The sequence below is a fragment of the Flavobacterium cupriresistens genome (assembly GCF_020911925.1).
GTDB lineage: Bacteria > Bacteroidota > Bacteroidia > Flavobacteriales > Flavobacteriaceae > Flavobacterium > Flavobacterium cupriresistens.
In genome coordinates this window covers 5,511,106-5,535,227 of the sequence record NZ_CP087134.1, presented here as the reverse complement: position 1 = coordinate 5,535,227, position 24,122 = coordinate 5,511,106, and the positions used below count along the sequence as shown (strand labels likewise).

The following is a 24,122-nucleotide window of genomic DNA, read 5'->3' as shown; positions in this document are numbered from 1 at the left end:
AATACAAAAATGTTTAATAAATTTATTCAAAGACCTGTACTGTCGATTGTAATATCGTTGATCATTGTCTTTTTAGGGGTATTGTCGGTACTAAATTTACCGATTACCCAATTCCCTTCGATTTCTCCTCCAATGGTAAACGTTACAGCAGATTACCCTGGATCTAACGGAGAGTTGATGATCAAATCGGTTGTTATTCCTTTAGAAAGAGCCCTAAATGGTGTACCGGGAATGAAATATATGACTTCTGATGCCGGTAACGACGGTGAGGCGAGTATACAAGTGGTTTTTAATTTAGGTACAGACCCAAATCAAGCAGCCATTAACGTTCAAAACCGTGTCGCTTCAGTTACCAATAAACTACCTCCGTTAGTAGTAAGAGAGGGAGTAAAGATTACCCGTGAAGTTCCGAGTATGTTGATGTATGTGAATCTTTACAGCACGGATAAAAATACCGACATGAAGTTTCTATACAATTATGCCGATATCAATGTATTGTCAGAATTGAAAAGGGTTAACGGTGTTGGATCAGGAGATATTTTAGGAACGCGTGAATATGCCATGCGTATCTGGTTAAAACCCGATAGAATGTTGGCGTATAAAATTTCTGCCGACGAGGTAATGGAAGCATTATCAAGTCAGAGTTTGGAAGCTTCGCCGGGTAAAACAGGAGAAAGTTCCGGTAAACGCTCTCAGGCATTTGAATATGTATTGAAATATTCAGGACGTTTTACAAACAAAGAGCAATACGAGAATATTGTAGTACGATCGAATAGCAATGGGGAACTTTTGCGTTTGAAAGATATTGCAAAAGTAGAATTTGGAAGTTCAATGTATGATATTTATTCGAATTTGAATGGAAGACCTTCTGCCGCAATTGTACTAAAACAATCTTTCGGAAGTAACGCCAATCAGGTTATTGAAGACGTAAAAGCCAAACTGGAAAAAATTAAGCAAAAGTTTCCAAAAGGAATGGAGTATGAAATCTCGTATGACGTTTCTAAATTCCTTGATGCTTCTATCGAAAAAGTAATTCACACTTTGATTGAAGCTTTTATTCTGGTAGGATTAGTGGTATTCCTTTTCTTAGGAGACTGGCGTTCTACCGTTATTCCGGCAATTGCCGTACCGGTTTCGTTGGTTGGAACTTTTGTGTTCATGCAATTTTTCGATATTTCATTGAATTTGATTACGTTATTCGCTTTGGTTTTGGCAATTGGGGTCGTCGTCGATGATGCGATTGTGGTTATTGAAGCCGTTCACGCCAAGATGGAAGAAGAACATCTTTCAGCCTTTAAAGCGACTAAAAAAGCGATGCATGAGATCGCTGGAGCTATTATCGCAATTACGTTCCTGATGGCTGCCGTATTTATTCCGGTTGCTTTTATGTCCGGTCCGGTTGGGGTATTTTACAGACAGTTTTCGATTACAATGGCTACCGCAATTATACTTTCGGGTATTGTGGCCTTGACTTTGACACCGGCACTTTGTGCAATGATGTTAAAAAATAATCATGGTAAGCCTAAAAAGAAAACACCGGTAAACAGGTTTATAGATGGTTTCAACAATAAGTTTAATCTGGCGCAGGGTAAATACCAAAATGTATTAGCCAAAATTGTAGACAGAAAAGTAGTTACTATAGTGGTACTTCTTGGTTTTTGTGCCGGAACCTGGCTGGTAAGCAGCACTGTTCCTTCCGGATTTATTCCAAATGAGGATCAGGGAATGTTTTATGCAATTATTCAGACACCACCGGGATCTTCATTAGAAAGAACCAATCATATTGCTGAGGAATTACAGAAAGAAGCCGAAAAAATAGACGGTGTAAAATCAGTTTCTTCATTGGCCGGTTATGAAATTTTGACAGAGGGTACAGGATCGAATGCAGGAACTTGTTTGATCAACCTGAAAGACTGGAACGATCGTAAAGAATCGGTTCAGGAAATTATGATAGAGCTTGAAGAAAGATCAAAAGATATCCCGGGTGCTAATATTGAATTTTTCCAGCCGCCAGCCGTACCGGGATATGGAGCAGCAGGAGGATTTGAACTTCGTTTATTGGATAAAACTGGTACCAGTGATTTCAAAAAACTGGAAGCGGTTAATAAAGAGTTTGTAGAAGAATTAAACAAACGTCCCGAGTTAACTAACGTATTTAGTTTCTTTAGTGCCAGTTTTCCTCAGTATATGATGAAAGTGGACAATGATTTGGCACAACAAAAAGGAGTTTCTATCGAAAATGCGATGAATACTTTGTCTACTCTTGTCGGAAGTAACTATGAAATCAGTTTTATTAAATACGGAATTAATTATAAAGTAATCGTTCAGGCAGCACCGGAATACCGTGCACAACCGGACGACATTTTAAAACTGTATGTGAAGAATAACCGCGACGAAATGGTGCCGTTTTCTGCCTTCATGAAATTAGAAAAAGTATACGGTCTTTCGGAAATTACGAGACACAATATGTATACGTCTACAGAAATTAGTGGTGGAGCAGCTCCGGGATATAGTTCCGGTACAGCCATTAAAGTAATTCAGGAAGTTGCCGCCAAAAAACTACCAAGAGGATATGACATTGACTGGGCAGGTATTTCTGCCGATGAGGTGGCACAAGGGAATCAGGCCATTTGGGTATTTTTGATTTGTTTAGGGTTTGTATACCTGGTTTTAGCAGCACAATACGAAAGTTTCATTCTTCCGTTATCCGTAATTTTCTCTTTACCGGCAGGTATTTTCGGAGCTTTCCTTTTATTAAAACTAACAGGATTAGAGAACAATATTTATGCGCAGGTTGCGATGGTAATGCTTATTGGTTTACTGGGTAAAAATGCCGTATTGATTGTAGAGTTTGCAATCCAAAGACATGCTGCAGGAAAATCAGTTTTTGAGTCGGCTATGGAAGGATCAAAAGCAAGGTTCCGTCCTATTTTAATGACTTCATTTGCTTTTATCGCAGGATTATTACCGCTTGCTTTTGCTACTGGTCCGGGTAAAATCGGTAACAGAACTATTGGTACTGCGGCTGCAGGAGGTATGCTTATAGGAACCATTTGTGGGGTATTTATTATTCCGGGATTGTATTACATTTTTGCCAAAATCTCAGAGAAACACAAATTGGTAAAACATGAAGAAGAGAATCCATTAACAGAAGAAATTGACAATAATCATGTATAAATTTAAGTTACAATATAGTATTGTGTTAGGTCTTTGTCTTGCAGCAGTTAGCTGCAAGGCACCACAGGCCACAGCCGAAACTTCAAATAAAAAGATTGTTCCTGAGGCGTACACTAACAGTAAGGATACAATTAATACCGCTACTATTCCGTGGCGTGATTTCTTTAAAGATCAAAATCTGGTACAGTTGATTGATACGGCGCTGAAAAACAATCAGGAATTAATGATCACTTTGCAGGAAATAGAGATTGCGAAAAACGATGTTCGTATTAAAAAAGGAGCGTATCTACCAACTGTTGGTGTGAGAGCAGGTGCAGGAGTAGAGAAAGTAGGAAGATATACAAGTCAGGGAGCCGGTGATGCCACTACAGAAATCAAACCGGGTAAAGAAACTCCGGATCCGTTAGGTGATTTTGTAGTTGCAGCTTATGCGAATTGGGAAGTAGATATCTGGAAAAAATTGCGAAATTCTAAGAAAGCAGCAGTGAGCCGATATTTGTCAACCATAGAAGGAAAAAATTTCGTAGTTACCAACCTGATTGCAGAGATCGCCAGTTCGTATTATGAATTATTGGCGCTTGACAGTCAGTTGGATATTGTAAAACAAAATATAGAATTGCAATCGAACGCGTTAGAAATTGTAAAAATTCAAAAACAAGCAGCCAGAGCAACTGAATTAGGAGTTCAGAAATTTCAGGCAGAGGTGATGGATTCTAAAAGCAAAGAGTTTGTCATTCTTCAGCAAATAAAAGAGACGGAAAACAGGATTAACTTTTTGGTGGGTCAATATCCACAGGAAATTAAGCGAGATAGAAACAACTTTTTAAGTTTGTTGCCATCAACAGTTAGTTCCGGAATTCCGTCTCAATTATTGCAGAATCGTCCTGACATTAAACAAGCAGAAATGGAGCTTACAGCTGCAAAACTGGATGTAAAAGTAGCACGTGCCGAATTTTATCCGTCTCTGGATATTTCGGCGGCGATAGGTGTAAATGCTTTCAATCCATCCTATTTACTAACGTTTCCGGAATCGTTATTGTATTCTTTAGCAGGAGATCTTGCTGCACCGTTGATCAACAGAAATGCAATCAAAGCAGAGTTCAGTAACGCCAATGCAAGACAACTTCAGGCGTTGTACAATTACGATCGTACGGTTTTGAATGCTTATATTGAAGTTTCGAATGAACTTTCAAAAATTAATAATTTAGAAAAAAGCTACGACTTAAAATCAAAACAAGTAGCGGCTTTAAATACTTCTATCGATGTTTCAAATGACTTATTTAAATCTGCCAGAGTAGATTATTTTGAAGTTCTGATGACACAAAGAGATGCTTTAGAATCTAAATTAGAATTGATAGAAACTAAAAAGGACCAATTAAATGCCGCAGTCCATGTTTACAAAGACTTAGGTGGAGGTTGGAAATAAAGAGTGTTTTTGAATTGTAGACAAAAACCTTCCAAGAGTTCGCTCGAGGAAGGTTTTTTATTTTAAAGAAATTTGTTTTTAGTAGATTGTTCCTGTTTCTTAGGACTGTTTTGATCTGTATTTTTTTTGCTGGCTTTTATTTCTAAAGTTATATTCCTGATTTTTTCAAATTTAAGGTACGATTTGATTATTGTGTATTGTATTGAAAATTAGTATATTAGCTTGTTTTTTTTCTTGAGCCAATTCCCTTTTGAGCATGCCCCTTTTCTCTATAGGCCTCATAAACCAGCTTTGCAGGTTTTTTAAATTTTCTTTTTAGCACTTGAGTTTTATTTGTAAAAACACTATTCCCTGTACCCATTGGGGTTTAGCTTGTATATTTTTTGAGTATGAACAAATTAAAAACCAAAATGATTTAATTATGAAAAAATTTATCAAATTTAAAAGCATGGTTTTTATTGCTTTTATGTGTTTTTTTCTAACAGGATTGCAAGCACAAAAGAATAAAAAAATGAACGTTTTAGTGATTATGGGTGACGACATCGGTTGGTTTAACCCAAGTTGCTATAATCGAGGCCTTATGGGTTTTAGAACACCTAATATCGATCGCATTGCGAGTGAAGGAGCCTTATTTATGACCTGGTATGCACAGCAAAGTTGTACTGCCGGTCGTGCCGCCTTTATAACAGGGCAATCACCCATCCGAACCGGACTTACAAAAGTTGGAATTCCCGGTGCAGATGTGGGTTTGAAACCCGAAGACCCTACCATCGCAGAATTGTTAAAAGGACAGGGATATGCAACCGGGCAATTTGGTAAAAACCATCTTGGAGACAAAGACGAATTCTTACCAACAATGCATGGATTTGATGAGTTTTTCGGTAATCTCTATCATCTTAATGCAGAAGAAGAGCCAGAAAGTCCCGATTATCCAAAGAATCCCGAATTCAAAAAAGCCTTCGAGCCACGTGGTGTAATGCATACTTGGGTGAATGCAGACGGAACACAGAAAATAGAAGATACAGGAGCTCTTACCATTGAAAGAATGAGAACTGTAGACACTGAATTTACCAATGCGGCAATGGATTTTATGGACAAACAAGTTAAGGCCGACAAACCATTCTTTTGTTATTTCAATTCGACCAGGATGCATATTTTTACCCATCTTAGTAAGGAATATGAGGGTAAAACAGGCCTTGGTTTGCAGGCTGATGGTATGACGGAGCATGATGATGATATTGGTAAATTACTAAAAAAACTGGATGATCTTGGCATTTCAGAAAATACAATTGTCATCTATACAACCGATAATGGTACCGAATTAATGACATGGCCAGATGGAGGAAGCACTCCTTTTCGAGGAGAAAAAGCAACCAATTGGGAAGGTGGGTATCGCGTACCGACTGTAATTCGCTGGCCTGGTGTAATCAAACCCGGCACAATTTATACTACAGACATGTTTGCACATGAAGATATATTGCCAACGGTGGTTGCTGCTGCCGGCGAACCGGATGTAGTGCAGAAGTGTCTTAAAGGATACAAAGTAGGTAAAAAGAGCTTTAAAGTACATCTTGACGGATATAATCTGATTCCGTTTTTTAAAGGAGAAGTAAAAGAATCACCGCGTAAAGAATTTATCTATTGGAGTGATGATGGTGATGTTTTTGCCATTCGTTACGGAAGATGGAAAACGGTTTTTATCGAACAAAATAATGAAGGATTGGATATCTGGAGAAAAGAGTTTGAGAAATTAAGACTGCCTAACATATTTGATATGTATATCGATCCATTTGAACGTGGAGACAAATCGTTGCTGTATGATAACTGGCTTGTACACCATGTTTATTTAAATTACGGATCTACTGCTTTAGTGGCAAATTGGCTGCAATCTTTTAAAGAATTTCCGCCAAGACAAAAACCGGCAAGTTTTAATTTAGATGAAGTCATGGCAAAAATGACTCAGGCTAAAAATTAATAAAGAAGAAATTTTTTTAATTGTAAAAACAAACCTTCCGGAGTTTAATTTCGGAAGGTTTTTTATTTTAAAGATTAAAGAATCGTGATACCGGCATTTTTGTACACTTTAAAAATCTCATCCTCCGGAGAAATATTGGTAACCAGTACATCAATGTCTTTAATCGGACAGACAAAATAAGATTCGGCGGTTTCTACTTTTTCAACAGAACTTATGCCTATTACAAAATTAGAGTTTTGAATCATATTCTGTTTAATTAGAGAATCTTCATAAAAAACTCCTGTAATACCTCGTTCATGATGGATACTGCAGATTCCCAAAATGCAAATATCTGCCCTGAAATTTCTGAAGAAATCTATCGTTTCAATACTGGCCGTTGCAAAAGAGATTTTACACATTTTTCCTCCGGCAAAGATTAATTCAATATTAGGTAAATCCTCAACCAACACTGCTACGGGAAAACTATTAGTAACGACCGTTAATTTCAAATCATAAGGAAAACTCGCCACTAAAGCCAACGAGGTAGTTCCGCCATCAATAAACACAACTTGCCCGTCTTTAAGATAGGAGATCGCTTTTTCGGCAATAATTTTTTTGTTTTCAAGATCGTGTTTTTCTCTTTTTCGATAATGCAGCGGAATTGGAGAAGGAGCAACAGCACCCCCACGAACAGCCTTTAGAAGTCCTTGATCCGAAAGTTCTTTTAAATCGCGTCTGATAGTGTCTTCTGAAACACTCAGAAACCCACTCAATTCTATTGAAGTTACACGATGTTCTTTAGACAAATAGTCTAAAATTATTTTCTGACGCTCCTCTTTTTTCATTTGTTTTGCAAATTTATATTGCAAAAATAAGTTAATTATTGCAATATGTTGCAACTTTTGCATAATTTTGTTGCAATAAAAACTTAAAAAATATGAATAAGAAAACAATTGCAATTGATATGGATGGCGTGATTGCCGATATCGAAACCCATTTAATTACCTTTTATAAGGAAAAACACGGGATAGAAATCTCGAGAGAAGGCATTCAGGGTTTAAGTGAGGAAAAGGCATTTCCAATTAAAGAAGATTTGCACAGTATTGTGAATTCTAAGGGTTTCTTTCGAACAATTCCGGTAATGCCTGATGCAGTCGAAAGTTTGCGTTTATTACAGGAAAATTTTGAAATCTTTATCGTTTCTGCTGCGATGGAATTTCCGGTGTCGCTCGGAGAAAAATTCGAATGGCTCAAAGAACATTTTCCTTTTATTGGCTGGGAAAACATCATTTTATGCGGAAGCAAAAGAATCATCAATACAGACTATATGATTGATGATCATCCAAAGAATTTAGATTCATTTACAGGCAAACCAATTATGTTTACTTCATTCCACAATACAGAGAAAGAAAACTATTTGCGGGTAAATACATGGAAAGAAGCTGTAGCTTTTTTACACCAAACATTGTAAACGCGAGAGAACTTTAGGAATCAGGAGTTTGTTCGGGATTAGATATGAAATTCCAATTTTTGAAATTCCAAATTCCAAAATCTATGGGTATTGAAGACTATTTCGATAAATTTAGGGGTATAATTGCGTTTTTTGAAGAGAAAAGCCTTTCGGAAGTGCACTCCCGAAAGGCTTTTTTTATTTTATGTAAACAAGAGTTAGGTGTGAAATTCCAATTTTTTGAAATTCCAAATTCCAAAGTTATTAAAGACTATACCGATTACTTTATTATTCTAAAGTTTATTTCTTAAAAACAGCTGTCACCCTGAGCGAAGCCGAAGGGCATTACAGTTCTGCAAAAAAACCTTTGCGCCCCTTTGCGTAATCTCTTTGTGCCCCTTGCGGTTAAACCTAAAGCCCCCCTAATCCATAAAACATTTTACGGTATTCCGACGGACTAAATCCCCTGTGTTTTTTGAACATATTGTTGAGATGGCTTTTATCGGTAAACCCAAATTCATCTGCAATTTCATTGATACGCATGTGGGTGTGTAACAAACGATTTTCAATTAAATTGAGTTTATAAGTAGTTTGATATTGCTGCAAGGTTTCATTGGTATGCTTGCGAAAAAAACGCCCCAGATAACTTTCAGAAATTCCAAATTTGGTACCGATATGCTCCCCTCTGAGTTTTTCCGGATTGTAAATATTGGCTTGAACGTATTGCAAAATCTGAATCACTTTCTGATCACTTTGATCGTTTATTTTCTCCGGAAGACTTAGCATAACATTTCGGGCCACGATAACCAACAAAGTATTGATGTATTGTGTAAGCAACTCCTTTTGATACAATCCTTTGGTTTGATGTTCTCTTATAATGGCCTCTATCAACGGATGAACAATCTTTTTATCATCGTCGCTTTTTAATACACAACCGGGTTCATGTGAAGCGTTTTTGAGAATCACTTCTATTTGTCTGAGGATTTCCTGTTGCGAAGTTCTGTTCAAATAAACCGTATTAAATCGGATAGAAAACAATTGTGTAGGTTCTTCAAACTCCAGTCTATGGGAATCCTTTGGAGTCAAAAGAAACAAATGACCTTGTTGATAAGCAAACGTATGGTCAGCAAAATGTTGTAATCCATTTCCCTTTACAATATATACAAGTTCAAAAAAACTATCGGTTTGTTCGCTTTTTTGCGATTGATCTACTAATTCTGTAAGAACCAATTCATAAGGTTCGTGTCGCACATTATTTTTCATAATAAAGAATACCTTTTAGAATACTGAAATATAATAATTTGCAATCAAATATTGCTGAATTTTGTAAGATATATTTTTGAATTAGGAGGAAATGATACGTCCTATAAAGTTAAAACAGCTAAAATTTAGAATGGTTTGGCTCTGAATCAAAAGGAGGGGAACTGTTTTTAGTATCGATTTTTGAGAAACGATTCTCTACAATCTCGTCCTTTCTTTTTTAAACTATTTGTGTGATTTGAGGTATGAGAAATCACATCCAATATTCGACAATCGTTCGTCCTTAGCTTGAGTGATTTCTCCTTCGTTGAAAGGACAAAAAAGGAGAATATTTTCTTTAAAGTAAAGTTTGTTACTATTTAATTCATTCTCGACTTTTGAGATACAAACCAAAAATGTTCTCAAGAATCTAGAAGCTTTTTTAGTTGTTTTTTGATAAAAAATCACGGAACCACATTCCCGATTGTTTGATGGTTCTTTTTTGAGTATCAAAATCAATATGGATCAAACCGAATCGGGCGTTGTATCCTTCTGCCCATTCAAAATTATCGGTAAGGCTCCATACAAAGTAACCATCGACATTATAACCGTCTTTTTTGGCTTTAAGTAATTGCTCTAAGTGATCCTGAATATAATGTGTCCGTTTGATGTCATATACTTTTCCGTTTTTAACGACATCCGGGAAAGCGGCACCATTTTCGGTAATAATGATTTTCTTGATGTTTTTGTAGGCGTTAAACCTTTTTATAATATGATATAGGGCAGGAGGGTAGACTTCCCAACCCATTTCGGTCGCGATTACATTTCTTTTTTCGGCACTTACCAGTTCAGCACCAATATAAGGAATCAATAAAGAGGCCCTTACTACTTCTCTGGTGTAACATTGTAAACCTATAAAATCAAAATCAAAAGACATATTGTTTACATCATCTTCGAGTATATAACTTTTGAGTTTTTTAAGAACGGCTAAATCTTCTTTCGGATAGCCAAGTCCTAAAATAGGTTCTATAAAAGTTCTGTTTAGTAAAGTATCTACTCGTTTTGCGGCTTCAATATCTTTTGGTTTGTCCGTTTCGGGTTCGATATGGGTACACGAAAAGGTAGTCCCTATATTAGCCTCAGGCAGTCTGTTTCGTATTATTTTAGCACCAGCAGCGGTAGATAACGTTACATGATGCATGGCTTTCAAATAATTGGTCAACCCTTTTTTTCCCGGAGCATGAATCCCAAGAAAATAACCGGCACCTGTAAAAACGGAGGGTTCGTTAATGACCATCCAGTTTTTTACTCGGTCTCCAAAATAGTGTACACAGACTTCTGTATATTCCGAAAACCAGGTAACCGATTCGCGATTGGTCCATCCGCCTTTTTCTTCTAAGGCATGAGGAAGATCCCAATGGTAAAGAGTAACCCAAGGTTCGATATTACATTCCAGTAAAAAATCAATGATTTTATTGTAGTAATCAATTCCGGATTGGTTCACAGGATGACTTCCATTAGGCATAATGCGAGGCCAACTGATCGAAAATCTAAAATTCGGAATATTCAGTTCCCGAATTAAAGCAATGTCGTTTTTATAATGGGTATAGAAATCACAAGCCGATAAGGCGTGATGGCCATTTTTTATTTTACCTTTTTGCGACGTAAAAACATCCCAAATCGAAGCCCCTTTGCCATCAGCATCATGAGCTCCTTCAATTTGAAAAGCGGCAGTAGATACACCCCACAAGAAATCCTCTCCAAATTGTTCTTTATTTAAAAGTGCGTTTTCTGTTTTACTCATTTAAATGCTGCTTTCCTTTATAGGGGAGGGTTTATTAATGTAGGAAAGAAGATTGCATTGCTTTTAAGAAAAGCCATTCTTTAAAGGAGACGAAAAATTTTAGATTAAAGAGTTTCATAACGATTAGTTTTATTCAAATTAATAAAACTAATATAAACTGATGGTAATGTGAGTGTTATGAAATGGTTAACGATGCTTTTTTGCGCTTATAATAGGAGTAGTTTCATAGCTTTTTGTAGGGTATTATAATTTATTGTAAGATAAAAGAATTTAAATGTTATTAAAGTTTAGCAAAATCTATGGCATTCATTAAAGAGTGTTTAGAGTTTAAATATTTACAGTAATTAATTTTAAATCATCAAAAAGAAAGAATATTCCTTCTTTTTAGTAATTGTTTCTAACTTTGTTTCTATTAATTTAAAAATAGATACATTATGTCAGAAGTTAAAAATGATTGCATTGTTCCAATAACATCTTTCACGCCAATTCAAGGACCAATTGGTACAGTTATTACTGCAATAGTTCCAAGTCAAGAAGTAATAGTAGACCCCGATGGTTATTCAATAGTCGGTACTTTTACCGGAGAAGGAGGTACGTCTTTCACAGCAGATGCGGACGTATTAGATTGGAAAAAATGTACGAAGTTCTCTATTACGGTACCCGAAAACCTTGAAAAAGGACATCTGTACTCTTTTAAAATTAAATTTACTGTTTTATTTGAAGATTCAAAAGGGGGAACTTATTCTGAAACTTTTGTCTTTGAAAGTGCCAGTCCTTTCCTTGTTACTCTGGTGTAAGGTTGGAGAGTGTTTATAATTAAAGAATATTGCGCTAATTTTTATGGGATAACATTTTATTTAATGAGGGATTTTATATTCCTCATTTTTTACTGTTTTAGTTACCGTAAACAATCTTATAGGTATTCTTTTTTTGTACTCCATATGTTTTTCATCTGATTCTTTGCAAAATTATTTTGACAGGAAAGAAGCAGCTAATTTTGTTTTGGAAAATATTGGTTTTTGTTTGTCCGTCAGTAAAATAAATTTACTTAACTTTTGCTTTTATTTTTAATACTGAAATTAACCACTTGAATTAAGAAGGAAACAGATGTCAAACAGAAGAGATTTTATAAAAAAAACAACTTTAGGAACGCTTGCCATAAGTTCGGTCTTGGGCTATAACGGATTTGCAAAAAACAAAGAAGAAGAAATTGATACTCCAATAAAAAAGCAGAAGAAACCGGTAATTATCTCGACATGGAATCACGGTTTACCTGCTAATGAAGAAACCTGGAAACAATTGAAAGCAGGAAAACCACCTTTGGATGCCATTGAATCAGGTATGAAAATTCCTGAAGCAGATCCGAAAGTTCGAAGTGTTGGTTATGGCGGATACCCTGATCGGGAAGGAAAAGTAACTTTAGATGCCTGTATTATGGATCACCATAGTAATTGTGGCTCTGTTTGTTTTCTGCAAGGAATTATGCATCCTATTTCAGTGGCAAAACGAGTATTGCAGAATACGCCCCATGTAATGTTGGCAGGGCAGGGAGCACTTCAGTTTGCCTTGTCTGAAGGTTTTAAAGAAGAAAATCTTTTAACTCCGGAAGCTGAAAAAGACTGGAAAAAATGGCTGGAAGATTCTAAATACAAACCGGTTATAAACATAGAAAATCACGATACCATTAGTATGTTAATGTTAGATCAGGATGGAAACCTCTCAGGCGGATGTACCACAAGCGGAGCAGCCTGGAAAATGCACGGTCGCGTGGGCGACTCCCCTATAATTGGTGCAGGTCTTTTTCTGGATAACGAGGTAGGAGCAGCCGCAGCAACTGGTCTTGGAGAAGCCGTAATCCGAACTGCCGGAAGCGCGATGGTAGTCGAACTAATGCGTCAGGGGAAATCTCCTTTGGAAGCATGTAAAGAAATCACAGAACGTATTTACAACAAACATAAAAACCATAAAGACATGGAATACCTGCAAGTCGGATTTATTGCTTTGAATAAAAATGGCGAACATGCAGGTTATAGTTTGAGATCCGGATTTAACTACGCCATTTCTGATGAGGAAAAAGGACATAGAATGGAAGATGCTAAGTTTAGGATGTCTTAGGTTTTAGTTTTGGATTTCAGGTTTCAAGTTTCAGGTTTCGACTGAAAACTGAGACTGAGACTATTTTCTCTGTCAGCGTTCAGTCTTCATTCTCGGTCATATTGATGTCACCCTGAGCGGAGTCGAAGGCTTGTTAGTTGTAAAGGGCTTCGACTTCGCTCAGCCTGACAGTTGGGATTTTTAGTCTGAGGTTTCAAGTTTCAGGTTGTGACTGAAAACTGCGACTGAGACTATTTTCTCTGTCAGCGTTCAGTTTTCATTCTCAGACGCATTTATGTCACCCTGAGCGGAGTCGAAGGCTTGTTAGTTGTAAAGCGCTTCGACTTCGCTCAGCCTGACAGTTGAGGTTTTTAGTCTGAGGTTTCAGGTTTCAAGTTTCAGGTTGTGACTGAAAACTGCGACTGAGACTATTTTTTCTGTCAGCGTTCAGTTTTCATTCTCGGGCGCATTAATGTCACCCTGAGCGGAGTCGAAGGCTTGTTCGTTATAAAGGGCTTCGACTTCGCTCAGCCTGACAGTTGGGGGTTTTAGTCTGAGGTTTCAGGTTTCAGGTTTCAAGTTTCAGGTTGCGACTGAAAACTAATAAGTATATTTAACGAAATTGATAATATATTTAGACGTCAGTTCGGGATATTGATGCTGGGGGGCGTGACCGGTTTCAGAGTAGACGATTAATTGCGAGTTGATCATTTGATTGATAAAGGGATACCAGTTTTCTACCGCAAAACTAATATCATGATCCCCGGAAATAACTAAAATCGGTGTTTTGGTTTTTTTAAGCTGTTCTCTGAGGTTTAAAATATCTTCCCGAAAACTGTCACCTCCTGAAAAATAGAGTTGAAAGACGTCCATGGTAGAAGGGATTTTTTCGATGTCGATTTTTTTATGGATTCTGTCATGTGATGCTTTTGCAGCAGCACGACTGGTTTCTGATTTTGGTTCGAAGAATAAAATGATTTCATCCTCAAAATCATTTAGCGGTTTTAGCGCCACATCTAAAAAAGCTGGTTCAAGAGGAACTTTGTTTTTACCGGGAGGATTTGTTCCAAGTAAAATAGAATGGGTGACCAAATTTGGATATAATAAAGTTGCAGCCTGCGCTACCAAACCACCGTACGACCATCCTAAAACGATAATAGTGCCCAATTTTAAAGCGTCGGCCAGATCTTTTACATCTTTGGCTACAAGTGCTATATCAGGAGCCATAGTTCCTGTTGAAGAGCCGATGCCGGAATAATCAAAAGTGATTACATTAAATTTTTTAGCCATTGCAGCTATAAATAGAGGATCCCAGGTGTCGAGTGTTCCTCTAAAACGGTTTATGAAAAGTATTGTTTTTCCTTTGCCGTAGGAGCGATACGCAATTTTTCGATCTCCTGTTTCGGCAAAACGAGTCTCTGTTTCATAAATTTTTTTCATACTTATAATTTAAAAATTGGAAAAAAAAGAAGCGTATTTATAATCGGATTTTAAAGAATGTCCTGGCGTAAAAAAAAGAGAAATCTTCAATTAAAAACGGTTCGGCTTTGTTTAATGATGGTTTAAACAGACAAATGTTAAACCAAATTTGACGTTGTTTGAAATGAGATAATTTCCGCTTTCTGCGAACTTTTTAATTTGCAACAATTGAATTTCAAGATAAAAAGAAGCATCACTTTTGATGTTCTGTTTTTGCTGTTTCCTGAAATTCAGGATTTAATAGGCTAAAAGTATAAAACTTTTTGGTGCTTTAAAGTTAACTTATTGTAAAACAGTATTTTCAAATTGTAAATAAATCAGAGAAACGACCAACTACTTTTTTAAGCTACCGGAATTTGCAATTTCCTGAAAGCAAAAGTTTAGTGCTTGTAGCTGTCGAATGTGTTTTTAGAAGGTCTTTTTTTGTAATTTGGCTATTGAAAAAATAAGCAAACAGACGCCATAAATCGTATTTATTCGAATTGCGACCAACAGCTTAAGTAACTACCTTTTATAAAACTTCATAAAAATAGAATGGACATAATTAGAATTCCTGATGAGCTTCTGGCTGAATCTTCACAATCGGTACAAGTTTTCGATTACAACAGTACGCAGGAAATTTCGAAGCAGCAGATCATTTTGGATCAGAACATATTTAGCTTTTTAGTAGAAGGTACAAAAGAGATTGTTTTGGACAATTCGTCTTTATCCATCACTAATTCAAAGTTCCTCATAATGAAATCAGGTCATTGTTTAATGACGGAAAAACTTTCTGAGACCAAGAATTATAAAAGTGTACTTCTTTTCTTTTCAAATGACATTTTGCTGAAATTTATACGAAAATTTAAACTAAACAGCATTGAACCGACTGATTATAAACCGGTTTTTTCCTTTGAATATGATGCGTTTATAAAAAGATTTGTCAATAGTTTATTGGATATTTCAAAGCTTTCAAAAAATACGCAGCGGGTATTATTAGAAGTTAAGTTTGAAGAAATTATGTTGTACCTGATAGAAACACGCGGAATAGATTTTCTGCTGTCACTAACTTTAAACAATAGTGTTCCGGCACAAAAAATTATTCGTATTGTAGAGAGCAACCAGTTGAGTAAATTAACTTTAAACGAGTTGGCTTTTTTATGTGATATGAGTATTTCTACTTTTAAAAGGGAATTTGAAAAACAGTATTCCGAATCACCTAGTAAATGGTTTCAAAACAAAAGATTAGAATATGCACATTCTTTGCTCAATCAGGAGCAAAGAAATTCGTCTGAAATATATTTTGAAGTCGGTTATGAGAACCTATCAAGCTTTATTCAGGCCTACAAATCAAAATACGGGGTCACACCAAAACACCATCAGAAAATTTGAGCTTTTAGCAACAGTTTTTGAACCGGATGCTATAATTTCTAAACGGCTATGCGATTTAAATTTGTTTAAAATTATAAATCGCAATAAAATGAAAAAAGCAAATTTGATTCTGGTACTATCGTTAGTTTTCTCCGTTACCCTTTTTGGACAAAAAACATTTACGCTAACGAGTAATGACCTTGGAGGAGAAATTACAAAAAAGCAAGAATTTAGTGGATTTGGTTGTTCCGGTGGTAACCAATCGCCACAATTATTTTGGAAAAATGCTCCGGAAGGAACCAAAAGTTTTGCCATAACGATGTACGATCCTGATGCGCCTACAGGAAGCGGGTTCTGGCATTGGATCGTATTTGATATTCCTTCAAACGTAAATGAATTGGTAGCCAATGCCGGGAATATAAAACTTAATCTGGCACCAAAAGAGGCCATTCAAAGTATAACCGATTATGGAATAAAAGGGTTTGGAGGAGCATGTCCACCCGAAGGACATGGATTTCATCAATATATACTAACCGTTTATGCTTTAAAAACAGATAAATTGGGCGTTACTGAAAATACAAATCCTGCTATAGTTGGTTTTAATCTTTGGAATCAAACACTGGCAAAGGCAAGTATTGTGGCTTATTATAAGAGATAGAATCTGAAAGTGCAATTTATTCTGTTTTAATGAAATAAAAAAATGGCAATGATGATGATGTATTATAAGTGATTATTACATCGAGACCCTGTAGAAATTATTTTTGCAGGGTTTTCTTCAAAAAAAACACTTTATAATTTTAATGTAGGCTGGTTTAGTTCTGCTTGTTTTTAATTTTTCCGATATAAAAGGTACTTCCTATAATTAGAACAATCAAAGCAAAGTAAACATAACTAATCATATAACTGGTGTTGTGAATATAAATATGCAAAAAGTATTCAGTTGGATAGATAAAACCATAAGTTAGTAATCCCAATCCGGAAATTAAAAGAGTGTAAATAAACCATTTCATAATTTTTGCACTATTTGTTAATATTTAAGGGGTTAAAAGAAATTTTCAAATGAGACAATGAATTTCATTTCTGTATGTTTTTTGAAACCACAGTTCCAGTACATAATAACAAGAATATCACATCTACAATAAACTCTAATTCTGATAGTAAAGGAATATGATAGTAATGTTATGTTTATGAGATAATAGATATACGTATAAAATTGTTTTACGGATGTAATCATCTTATGTTTTAATGTTCTTGCGACTTTTGAATTGAAGGACATCTTCTTTCAAAAAATAAAGAATTGAAAAGAGCAATCCGGTTTATTTTTTCAGGGCAGATAAGAGTTATCAAGTGAGAGGAAAGTAGACACAAAAAAAGATTAAACTCTGGAAATAGATTCTAAAAAATAATAACTGAAACGCATTTTGTAAAATTATTTTTTGGCTTAACGAATAGCCATTTTAATAAAAAAAATAAAAAAAGAGAAGCCCAAAAGCTCAATTCAATCCGAATTGAGCTTTTGGGCTTTACCTGCTAAGAAGAAAAGAGAAGGCGAAAATGTAGAACCATTATTTAGAAATGTGGAAAAATACGGGCTCTTTGTATTGTTTTCTTGTTTCATATTATAAAATGAAACCTGTTTAAAAAGAAATGAAAACTAAAAAAAAGTTAAATAACTTAATTTTAACGATAATAGTGGCGTAAAAAAAAACACAGTCATTTTTTGAAAGAAGTCAACTCCTTTTTTTAAAGTCAGTGATTTAAATTTTTTATCGGTCTAAAATCCAAATTATAGAATATGAAAATTAAATTACTATTTTCCATTGCGTTTGTTTTTGTTGGTTTGAATGTTCATTGTCAGGAAAATCAAACTCCTAAAGTAAGACCTTCTGACGGCAGTGTTCTTCCATTTCCTGAACCGCCTACAGCAAGTATAGCCGGAGAATCGTTGGCAGAAAGCAAACACGTAAGGAGAAAATACCCAAGCCATTTACCAAAAGATGCACCCAATATTGTAATTGTTTTAATGGATGATGTTGGTTTTGGATTGCCTTCTACTTTTGGAGGAGAAGTAAATACATCGACCTTATCAAAAGTATACAACAATGGCATTGCCTACAATGAATTTCATACTACCTCTATATGCTCGCCAACAAGAGCTTCTCTTTTAACAGGTCGTAATCACACCCGCGTTGGAAACGGTACAATCGCCGAACGTGCAGTAGATTGGGACGGTTATACTGGAATTATTCCAAAAGAAGCAGCAACAATAGCAGAGGTATTAAAAAATTACGGATACAGAACCTCAGCCTTTGGAAAATGGCACAATACTCCGGCGAATCAAACCTCTAAAATGGGACCTTTTGATTACTGGCCGGTTAATTATGGTTTTCAGCATTTTTATGGGTTTTTGGGTGGCGAAACCTCTCAATATGAACCCCGATTGATCAATGATTTTACGCCGATCGAACCTCCACACAAAGAAAATTATCACTTATCGGTTGATTTGGCTGATAATGCGATCGAATGGTTAGAAGACCGTAAAGCTTTTGCACAGGACGAACCTTTCTTTTTATACTTTGCTCCCGGTGCTGGTCATGGACCTCATCATATTTTTAAGGAATGGGCCGATAAATACAAAGGTAAATTCGATGATGGCTGGGATGCCTACAGAGAACGGGTTTTTAAACGTCAGAAAACGATGGGTTGGATTCCAAAAGACGCACAACTCACAGAAAGAAACGAAAAAATGGCTTCCTGGGCGAGTATTCCGGAAAGCGAAAGACCTTTTCAGGCTCGTTTGATGGAGATTTTTGCCGGTTTTGTAGAGCACTGTGATAGCCAGGTAGGTCGTATTTATGACAAGATTGATGAAATGGGTTTAAAAGAAAATACCATTTTTATTTATATATGGGGAGATAACGGTAGTAGTGCCGAAGGTCAAAATGGCTCTATCAGCGAATTATTGGCTCAGAATAATATCCCGAATACCATCGCACAACAAATTTCTACTTTAAAAGAGTTGGGCGGGCTGGATGTATTAGGCACCGCACATACCGATAATATGTATAATGCCGGATGGGCTTGGGCAGGAAATACACCTTTTAAAAATACCAAATTGGTAGCGTCCCATTTCGGAGGAACCCGAAACCCGCTGATCATCAGCTGGCCAAAAGGAATCAAACCGGATAAAACACCTCGTTCGCAATTTCACCATGTCAATGATTTAGTGCCAACATTGTATGATGTACTTGGTATTACACCTCCAAAAGTGGTAAATGGTTTTGACCAAATTCCTCTGGATGGAATCAGTATGAAATATACTTTTAATGATCCTAAAGCCAAAGCAGCTCCAAAAACACAGTTTTTTGATAACAACGGTAGCCGCGGTATTTATAAAGACGGTTGGTACGCCTGTACTTTTGGACCGCTTTATCCATGGATTCCGGCACAAAAAGGGTTAGCAGAATGGGATTCTAAAAAAGATGTTTGGGAATTGTATGATTTGACGAAAGATTATACACAGCACAACGATTTAGCAGCTAAAAATCCGAAGAAAGTGCAAGAGATGGAAAAAGTATTTTTAGATCAGGCGGGTAGTAATAAAGACTTCCCGATTGGTGCCGGAATCTGGTTGCGTTTGCATCCGGAAGATGTAATTACGTCTCCCAATACGAGTTGGACTTTTAGCCAAACCAGTACCAGAATGCCGGAGTTCTCGGCACCGGGTTTAGGTAAAAAGAGCAATAAAGTACTTGTTGATATTGATATTCAGGAAAATGCAAACGGAGTATTGTACGCTTTAGCCGGAGCCGGAGGAGGGTTGACCTGTTTTATGGAAAACGGTAAAGTGGTTTATGAGTACAATATGATGCTTATACAAAGAACAACTTTGGAATCTAAAGAAAAATTAAAAGCAGGAAAACATACTATCGAAATTACAACCGTCCTTGCAAAACCATTAGCGCCGGCAACAGTTACCATGAAAATTGACGGCACAGAAACAGCTAGTGGGACAGTACCTATGACGGTTCCGGCAGCCTTTAGCGCCAATGAAACTTTTGATGTGGGTACTGATTTGGGTTCACCGGTTTCGTTACGCTATTTTGATAAAGCTCCTTTTGCGTTTAATGGAAAAATAAATTCGGTAAAGGTGGATCTCATTAAATAATTAATAAAAAAGGATATCTATTTAAAATATAAACCGCAGACTATGAGAGTTAAAGAAGTATTTAAACCGTTTTTTTTATTTTGTCTGACAATTTTATGCTGCACTTTTGTGAATGCACAAGACGTACTTCCGTTTCCTCCTGCTCCGTCCGGATCTCAAGCTGGAGTTACCATTGAGACTTCGACCTATAAAAAAAGAGTTGAGCCCAAACATCTGCCGGCTGATGCACCAAATATTTTAATTATTTTAATGGATGATGCAGGACCGGGAGCAACATCAACCTACGGAGGGGAAGTAAATACCCCTACATTAAGCAGAGTTGCAAAAACAGGAATTTCATACAATCGTTTTCATTCTACGGCCATGTGTTCACCAACCCGTGCTTCTTTGCTCACGGGACGTAATCATACTCGTGTAGGAAACGGCCAGATTGCAGCTATTGCCAATGATTTTGATGGTTTTAGTGGTACAATTCCGAAAAGTTCGGCGACAATGGCAGAAGTTTTAAAAGACTATGGATATAATACAGCCGCTTTTGGGAAATGGCATAATACTCCGGAAGAGCAGATTACATCAAAAGGCCCTTTTGATTATTGGCCAACAGGTTATGGATTTGAATATTTTTATGGTTTTCTTGCGGGAGAAGCTTCACAATACGAGCCAACTTTGGTTAGAAATACTTCTTATGTCGAGCATCCGAAAACATCCGGAGGACATAATTATTATCATTTATCAGAAGACATTGCTGATGATGCTATTCATTGGTTGCAAGAGCAAAAAGCATATGCTCCGGAGAAACCGTTCTTTTTGTATTGGGCGCCGGGAGCAGCTCATGGACCTCATCACGTTATGAAAGAATGGGCAGACAAATACAAAGGTAAATTTGATGACGGTTGGGATGCTTACAGAGAAAGAGTGTTCAAACGTCAAAAAGAAAACGGCTGGATTCCACAAAATACGCTGCTCACTCCACGCGCAACGTCTATGGCTTCTTGGGCAAGTATACCGGAGGCAGAAAAACCATTTCAACGTCGATTGATGGAGTTATGGGCCGGATTTGCAGAACATGCAGATTATAACGCAGGCAGGGTTATTGACGAAATTGAAAAACTTGGAGAACTGGACAATACCATTATTATTTACATATGGGGGGATAACGGTTCCTCTTCAGAAGGACTTAATGGTACAATTAGTGAACAATTAGCACAAAACGGAATTCCAACCAAAATCGAACAGCATATTGCGGCCTTAAATGAACTAGGAGGCTTAGAGGTGCTTGGCGGACCAAAAACAGATAATATGTTTAATGCCGGTTGGGCCTGGGCAACCAGTTCACCCTATCAGGGAACCAAATTACAAGGAGCTTATTTTGGAGGGATTCGTCAGCCGATGGCGATTTCGTGGCCTAAAGGGATCAAACATGATAGTACGCCAAGACCACAGTTTCATCATGTAGTTGATATCGTGCCAACAATTTATGAAATTAATAAAATTCCGGCTCCACAAGTAGTGAATGGATTTCCTCAAGATGGATTAGACGGGGTAAGTATTGTTTACTCATTTACCGATCCAAAAGCACCCGGAACCCATCATACACAGTTTTTTGATATTATGGCCAGTCGTGGAATCTATCAAGATGGTTGGTTTGCAAGTGCCCGTGGACCAAGAGAACCGTGGGTAGGAGGAATTCCAAAAGGGATCAAAGAATGGTCACCACTAACAGATACCTGGCAATTGTATAATATAGACGAAGATTGGTCTCAGGCAGTTGATTTGGCGACAAAAGAGCCTAAAAAATTAGAATCTATGAAAGCTTTATTCTTAACAGAATCAGCTAAAAATAAAAATTTGCCTATTGGCGGGGGATTGTGGTCCACGGCCTTATATCACCCTGAAGATGCGCCGGCTTCGCTACTTACAGAATGGTCTTTTGAGTCTCCAATAAAAGGAATGCCGGAATCGGCTGCTCCAAAACTTGGAAAAGTTAGCAATATAGTAACCTTAGAAGTTGAAGTTCCGGAAAATGCCAATGGCGTTTTGTATGCCCTTGCGGGTTTTTCAGGTGGAGTAACTTGTTATGTAAAAGAGGGATACTTAAATTATGAGTTTAATTTATTTGAAGTACAACGCACGAAAGTGAAGTCGAAAGATAAATTGCCAACGGGTAAAGTTAAAATAGAAGTTGAATCTAAATTGGTGGATAAAATTGGAGGTGCGATGAATGTAACACTTAAAGTAAATGGTTCTGCAGTAGGGCAAGGTATTGTTCCTGCCGCAATGTCTCTTCATTTTACTTCTAATGCAACATTTGATATTGGTACGGATCTGGATTCTCCGGTTTCTTTAGATTATTTTGATCAGGCACCCTTTACATTCAACGGAAAAATCGGTAAGACCTCAATAAAATACGTAAAAAAATAAAAGAATGAAAATCGTAATAAAACAGATCAGACTTGGATTTTTAGTTTTACTGGTAACACTGTCGAACAAAAATTTTGCGCAAGGCGACGGAGCGAGAATGCTTTTATGGGGACCAACAGGAGCAACGGGTTTAATACCCAAATGGATGCATCTGAATCAGAATATAACGCCTGCAAATATTTTGGTTAATGGAGCAGACCTTACCATTAATGCTTTTCCTGTTACCCTGATTCATAATTTTAATTTGGGTGGGAATTTTGCTCAGATTATGTTAAATGCAGTACCGGGTAATGTTTCAGGAACTTTAAATGCTGCCGCATTAAGTAATCTCAATTTGCCGTCAACAATTGACGTAAGTTCCGGAGGTTTTGCGGATGGTTTTATCGGATTTAAATACGGATTAATAAATCAACCCGCACTGAATGTTAAAGAATATGTGGCGTATCAGCATAAAACTTTTTCGATGATGGGGTATTTCAGAACTTGGTATTCCGGTTCCTATGATAGAAATAAAGCGATGAATCTGGGGAGTAACCGATTTACGTTTGAATTGGGATTTCCGATGAATATTCATCTGAGTAAGGATCCCAAAAGAGTGACGTGGTTAGAGGTTTACCCATCGGTGCAAATGTATACGACCAATAGTGATCCTACTTTTATAACCCGGGCGAGAGAAACCAAACAAAAACCGCTGTTTGCTATCGAAAATCACTTGACTCATAATTTTACAGAAAAATTCTGGGCCGGCGCAGATTTGAGATACCAATACGGAGGAGCATTAGAATACGACGGTGTTAAACAAGACAATAAAATAAATGCATTGGGCGGTGGTGCGACAGTTGGTTATCAAATTATACCCCCTTTGGGAATTAATATGTCATATGCCGGCGTTTTTTCGAATCCGTCGAATGTAGATGCCAATATGTTTAAAATAACGGCAGTTTTCACCTATGTTAATTTGAAGAAATTGAAGTAGAAAAATCGAAACCACATGTTGACCTTGAGTCAAGGTGATTAATAGTAAAAAATAAATGTTATGAAAAAGATACTAGTTTTAGGTATGATTTTGTTGGCAGTTCAATTGACAACTGCTCAAAAAGTGATAAGAAAAAATAATAATGTTGTAAACAATAATAATGTCGGTTCCTGGCGTGTGATAGGCAGCAGATCGGTTACACACAATGCCGATCATGACAAACTTGATGTGACCCATCGGGATTCCTTTAGAAAATTAAAACTTAAGGTGACAGATTCGCCGCTTAACATGCAAAAAATGGTCGTAGATTATGAGAGCGGGGCACCTGAAAATATTGAATTAAGACAAAATATAGCCAAAGGAGGAGAAAGCAGAGTAATTGATCTTCGTGGAGGCAAACGCAAAATTAAAGCCATTCATTTTTGGTATGACACCAAAGGATTTTTAAATGGCAAAGCAGAAGTGACCGTTTTTGGCATGAAATAAACAGCATGAAATACTTCCCAAATTTTTAAACCTACTCTTTTTTTGATACGGATTAATTCTGATTCCCAATGAGGAATTACTAAGGTCAAAATTAAATT

At 36.8% G+C, this 24,122-nt stretch carries 17 protein-coding genes; 12 read left to right on the top strand and 5 right to left on the bottom strand.

Annotated elements, in window-relative coordinates; genetic code table 11:
• Positions 1-9: 9 nt before the first annotated feature.
• The 3 genes from LNP23_RS21870 to LNP23_RS21860 all read left to right on the top strand — a co-directional run bounded on the left by LNP23_RS21870 (position 10) and on the right by LNP23_RS21860 (position 6,578).
• Complete coding sequence (locus LNP23_RS21870; RefSeq protein WP_230002882.1) at positions 10-3,177, top strand: efflux RND transporter permease subunit; 3,168 nt, start codon at positions 10-12, stop codon at positions 3,175-3,177.
• Positions 3,170-4,603, top strand: coding sequence for a TolC family protein (locus LNP23_RS21865; RefSeq protein WP_230002881.1), 1,434 nt, complete (start codon positions 3,170-3,172; stop codon positions 4,601-4,603). Before LNP23_RS21870 ends, LNP23_RS21865 begins: the two co-directional genes overlap by 8 nt.
• Before the next feature lie 421 nt (positions 4,604-5,024).
• Positions 5,025-6,578: an arylsulfatase gene (locus tag LNP23_RS21860; protein WP_230002880.1), complete on the top strand. Its 1,554-nt coding sequence runs from the start codon at positions 5,025-5,027 to the stop codon at positions 6,576-6,578.
• Positions 6,579-6,652: 74 nt separating this feature from the next.
• Here the strand turns inward: LNP23_RS21860 and LNP23_RS21855 are convergent, their stop codons facing one another.
• On the bottom strand, positions 6,653-7,402 hold the full coding sequence (locus LNP23_RS21855; RefSeq protein WP_230002879.1) for a DeoR/GlpR family DNA-binding transcription regulator: 750 nt from the start codon (positions 7,400-7,402) through the stop codon (positions 6,653-6,655).
• Positions 7,403-7,494: 92 nt separating this feature from the next.
• Between LNP23_RS21855 and LNP23_RS21850 the strand changes: the two genes are divergently transcribed.
• Positions 7,495-8,028: a 5' nucleotidase, NT5C type gene (locus LNP23_RS21850; RefSeq protein WP_230002878.1), complete on the top strand. Its 534-nt coding sequence runs from the start codon at positions 7,495-7,497 to the stop codon at positions 8,026-8,028.
• A 390-nt stretch (positions 8,029-8,418) separates the two neighbouring features.
• On the opposite strand, the gene LNP23_RS21845 is transcribed toward LNP23_RS21850, so the two are convergent.
• Together LNP23_RS21845 and LNP23_RS21840 are read right to left on the bottom strand one after the other, a co-directional pair.
• Positions 8,419-9,270: an AraC family transcriptional regulator gene (locus LNP23_RS21845; RefSeq protein ID WP_047778664.1), complete on the bottom strand. Its 852-nt coding sequence runs from the start codon at positions 9,268-9,270 to the stop codon at positions 8,419-8,421.
• A 418-nt stretch (positions 9,271-9,688) separates the two neighbouring features.
• A complete protein-coding gene (locus LNP23_RS21840; RefSeq protein WP_230002877.1) occupies positions 9,689-11,050 on the bottom strand; it encodes a GH1 family beta-glucosidase in 1,362 nt (453 codons plus the stop codon).
• Positions 11,051-11,484: 434 nt separating this feature from the next.
• On the opposite strand from LNP23_RS21840, the gene LNP23_RS21835 reads away from it, so the two are divergent.
• Positions 11,485-11,847, top strand: a complete 363-nt coding sequence (locus LNP23_RS21835; protein ID WP_230002876.1) for a hypothetical protein — start codon at positions 11,485-11,487, stop codon at positions 11,845-11,847.
• A gap of 310 nt (positions 11,848-12,157) precedes the next feature.
• Positions 12,158-13,165: an isoaspartyl peptidase/L-asparaginase family protein gene (locus tag LNP23_RS21830; protein ID WP_230002875.1), complete on the top strand. Its 1,008-nt coding sequence runs from the start codon at positions 12,158-12,160 to the stop codon at positions 13,163-13,165.
• 579 nt (positions 13,166-13,744) lie between these two features.
• Here the strand turns inward: LNP23_RS21830 and LNP23_RS21825 are convergent.
• Positions 13,745-14,584: an alpha/beta fold hydrolase gene (locus tag LNP23_RS21825; RefSeq protein ID WP_230002874.1), complete on the bottom strand. Its 840-nt coding sequence runs from the start codon at positions 14,582-14,584 to the stop codon at positions 13,745-13,747.
• 573 nt (positions 14,585-15,157) lie between these two features.
• On the opposite strand from LNP23_RS21825, the gene LNP23_RS21820 reads away from it, so the two are divergent.
• Together LNP23_RS21820 and LNP23_RS21815 are read left to right on the top strand one after the other, a co-directional pair.
• Positions 15,158-15,994 (top strand): helix-turn-helix domain-containing protein, encoded by an 837-nt coding sequence (locus tag LNP23_RS21820; RefSeq protein ID WP_230002873.1) that lies wholly within the window; start codon positions 15,158-15,160, stop codon positions 15,992-15,994.
• Positions 15,995-16,082: 88 nt separating this feature from the next.
• On the top strand, positions 16,083-16,631 hold the full coding sequence (locus LNP23_RS21815) for a YbhB/YbcL family Raf kinase inhibitor-like protein (RefSeq protein WP_230002872.1): 549 nt from the start codon (positions 16,083-16,085) through the stop codon (positions 16,629-16,631).
• A 154-nt stretch (positions 16,632-16,785) separates the two neighbouring features.
• Here LNP23_RS21815 and LNP23_RS21810 read toward each other — a convergent pair whose 3' ends face one another.
• Positions 16,786-16,983, bottom strand: coding sequence for a hypothetical protein (locus LNP23_RS21810; protein ID WP_230002871.1), 198 nt, complete (start codon positions 16,981-16,983; stop codon positions 16,786-16,788).
• A gap of 785 nt (positions 16,984-17,768) precedes the next feature.
• On the opposite strand from LNP23_RS21810, the gene LNP23_RS21805 reads away from it, so the two are divergent.
• Genes LNP23_RS21805 through LNP23_RS21790 form a run of 4 tightly spaced genes read left to right on the top strand, consistent with a single transcriptional unit; the run spans position 17,769 to position 24,024 of the window.
• Complete coding sequence (locus tag LNP23_RS21805; protein ID WP_230002870.1) at positions 17,769-20,141, top strand: arylsulfatase; 2,373 nt, start codon at positions 17,769-17,771, stop codon at positions 20,139-20,141.
• Positions 20,142-20,183: 42 nt separating this feature from the next.
• The gene (locus LNP23_RS21800) at positions 20,184-22,562 is read left to right on the top strand and encodes an arylsulfatase (RefSeq protein ID WP_230002869.1); all 2,379 of its coding nucleotides are present in this window, start codon (positions 20,184-20,186) and stop codon (positions 22,560-22,562) included.
• 4 nt (positions 22,563-22,566) lie between these two features.
• Entirely contained in the window at positions 22,567-23,538 is a 972-nt protein-coding gene (locus LNP23_RS21795) for a transporter (RefSeq protein WP_230002868.1), read from the top strand.
• Positions 23,539-23,598: 60 nt separating this feature from the next.
• A complete protein-coding gene (locus LNP23_RS21790) occupies positions 23,599-24,024 on the top strand; it encodes a DUF2541 family protein (protein ID WP_053004322.1) in 426 nt (141 codons plus the stop codon).
• Positions 24,025-24,122 lie beyond the last annotated feature (98 nt).

What these genes read in the sequence shown, in the direction of transcription:
- LNP23_RS21855 (WP_230002879.1), bottom strand. Translation starts at nt 7,402, where the DNA reads ATGAAAAAAGAGGAGCGTCAGAAAATAATTTTAGACTATTTGTCTAAA.
- LNP23_RS21825 (WP_230002874.1), bottom strand. Translation starts at nt 14,584, where the DNA reads ATGAAAAAAATTTATGAAACAGAGACTCGTTTTGCCGAAACAGGAGAT.
- LNP23_RS21840 (WP_230002877.1), bottom strand. Translation starts at nt 11,050, where the DNA reads ATGAGTAAAACAGAAAACGCACTTTTAAATAAAGAACAATTTGGAGAG.
- LNP23_RS21845 (WP_047778664.1), bottom strand. Translation starts at nt 9,270, where the DNA reads ATGAAAAATAATGTGCGACACGAACCTTATGAATTGGTTCTTACAGAA.
- LNP23_RS21805 (WP_230002870.1), top strand. Translation starts at nt 17,769, where the DNA reads ATGAAAATTAAATTACTATTTTCCATTGCGTTTGTTTTTGTTGGTTTG.
- LNP23_RS21870 (WP_230002882.1), top strand. Translation starts at nt 10, where the DNA reads ATGTTTAATAAATTTATTCAAAGACCTGTACTGTCGATTGTAATATCG.
- LNP23_RS21865 (WP_230002881.1), top strand. Translation starts at nt 3,170, where the DNA reads ATGTATAAATTTAAGTTACAATATAGTATTGTGTTAGGTCTTTGTCTT.
- LNP23_RS21790 (WP_053004322.1), top strand. Translation starts at nt 23,599, where the DNA reads ATGAAAAAGATACTAGTTTTAGGTATGATTTTGTTGGCAGTTCAATTG.
- LNP23_RS21860 (WP_230002880.1), top strand. Translation starts at nt 5,025, where the DNA reads ATGAAAAAATTTATCAAATTTAAAAGCATGGTTTTTATTGCTTTTATG.
- LNP23_RS21810 (WP_230002871.1), bottom strand. Translation starts at nt 16,983, where the DNA reads ATGAAATGGTTTATTTACACTCTTTTAATTTCCGGATTGGGATTACTA.
- LNP23_RS21835 (WP_230002876.1), top strand. Translation starts at nt 11,485, where the DNA reads ATGTCAGAAGTTAAAAATGATTGCATTGTTCCAATAACATCTTTCACG.
- LNP23_RS21800 (WP_230002869.1), top strand. Translation starts at nt 20,184, where the DNA reads ATGAGAGTTAAAGAAGTATTTAAACCGTTTTTTTTATTTTGTCTGACA.
- LNP23_RS21850 (WP_230002878.1), top strand. Translation starts at nt 7,495, where the DNA reads ATGAATAAGAAAACAATTGCAATTGATATGGATGGCGTGATTGCCGAT.
- LNP23_RS21830 (WP_230002875.1), top strand. Translation starts at nt 12,158, where the DNA reads ATGTCAAACAGAAGAGATTTTATAAAAAAAACAACTTTAGGAACGCTT.
- LNP23_RS21815 (WP_230002872.1), top strand. Translation starts at nt 16,083, where the DNA reads ATGAAAAAAGCAAATTTGATTCTGGTACTATCGTTAGTTTTCTCCGTT.
- LNP23_RS21795 (WP_230002868.1), top strand. Translation starts at nt 22,567, where the DNA reads ATGAAAATCGTAATAAAACAGATCAGACTTGGATTTTTAGTTTTACTG.
- LNP23_RS21820 (WP_230002873.1), top strand. Translation starts at nt 15,158, where the DNA reads ATGGACATAATTAGAATTCCTGATGAGCTTCTGGCTGAATCTTCACAA.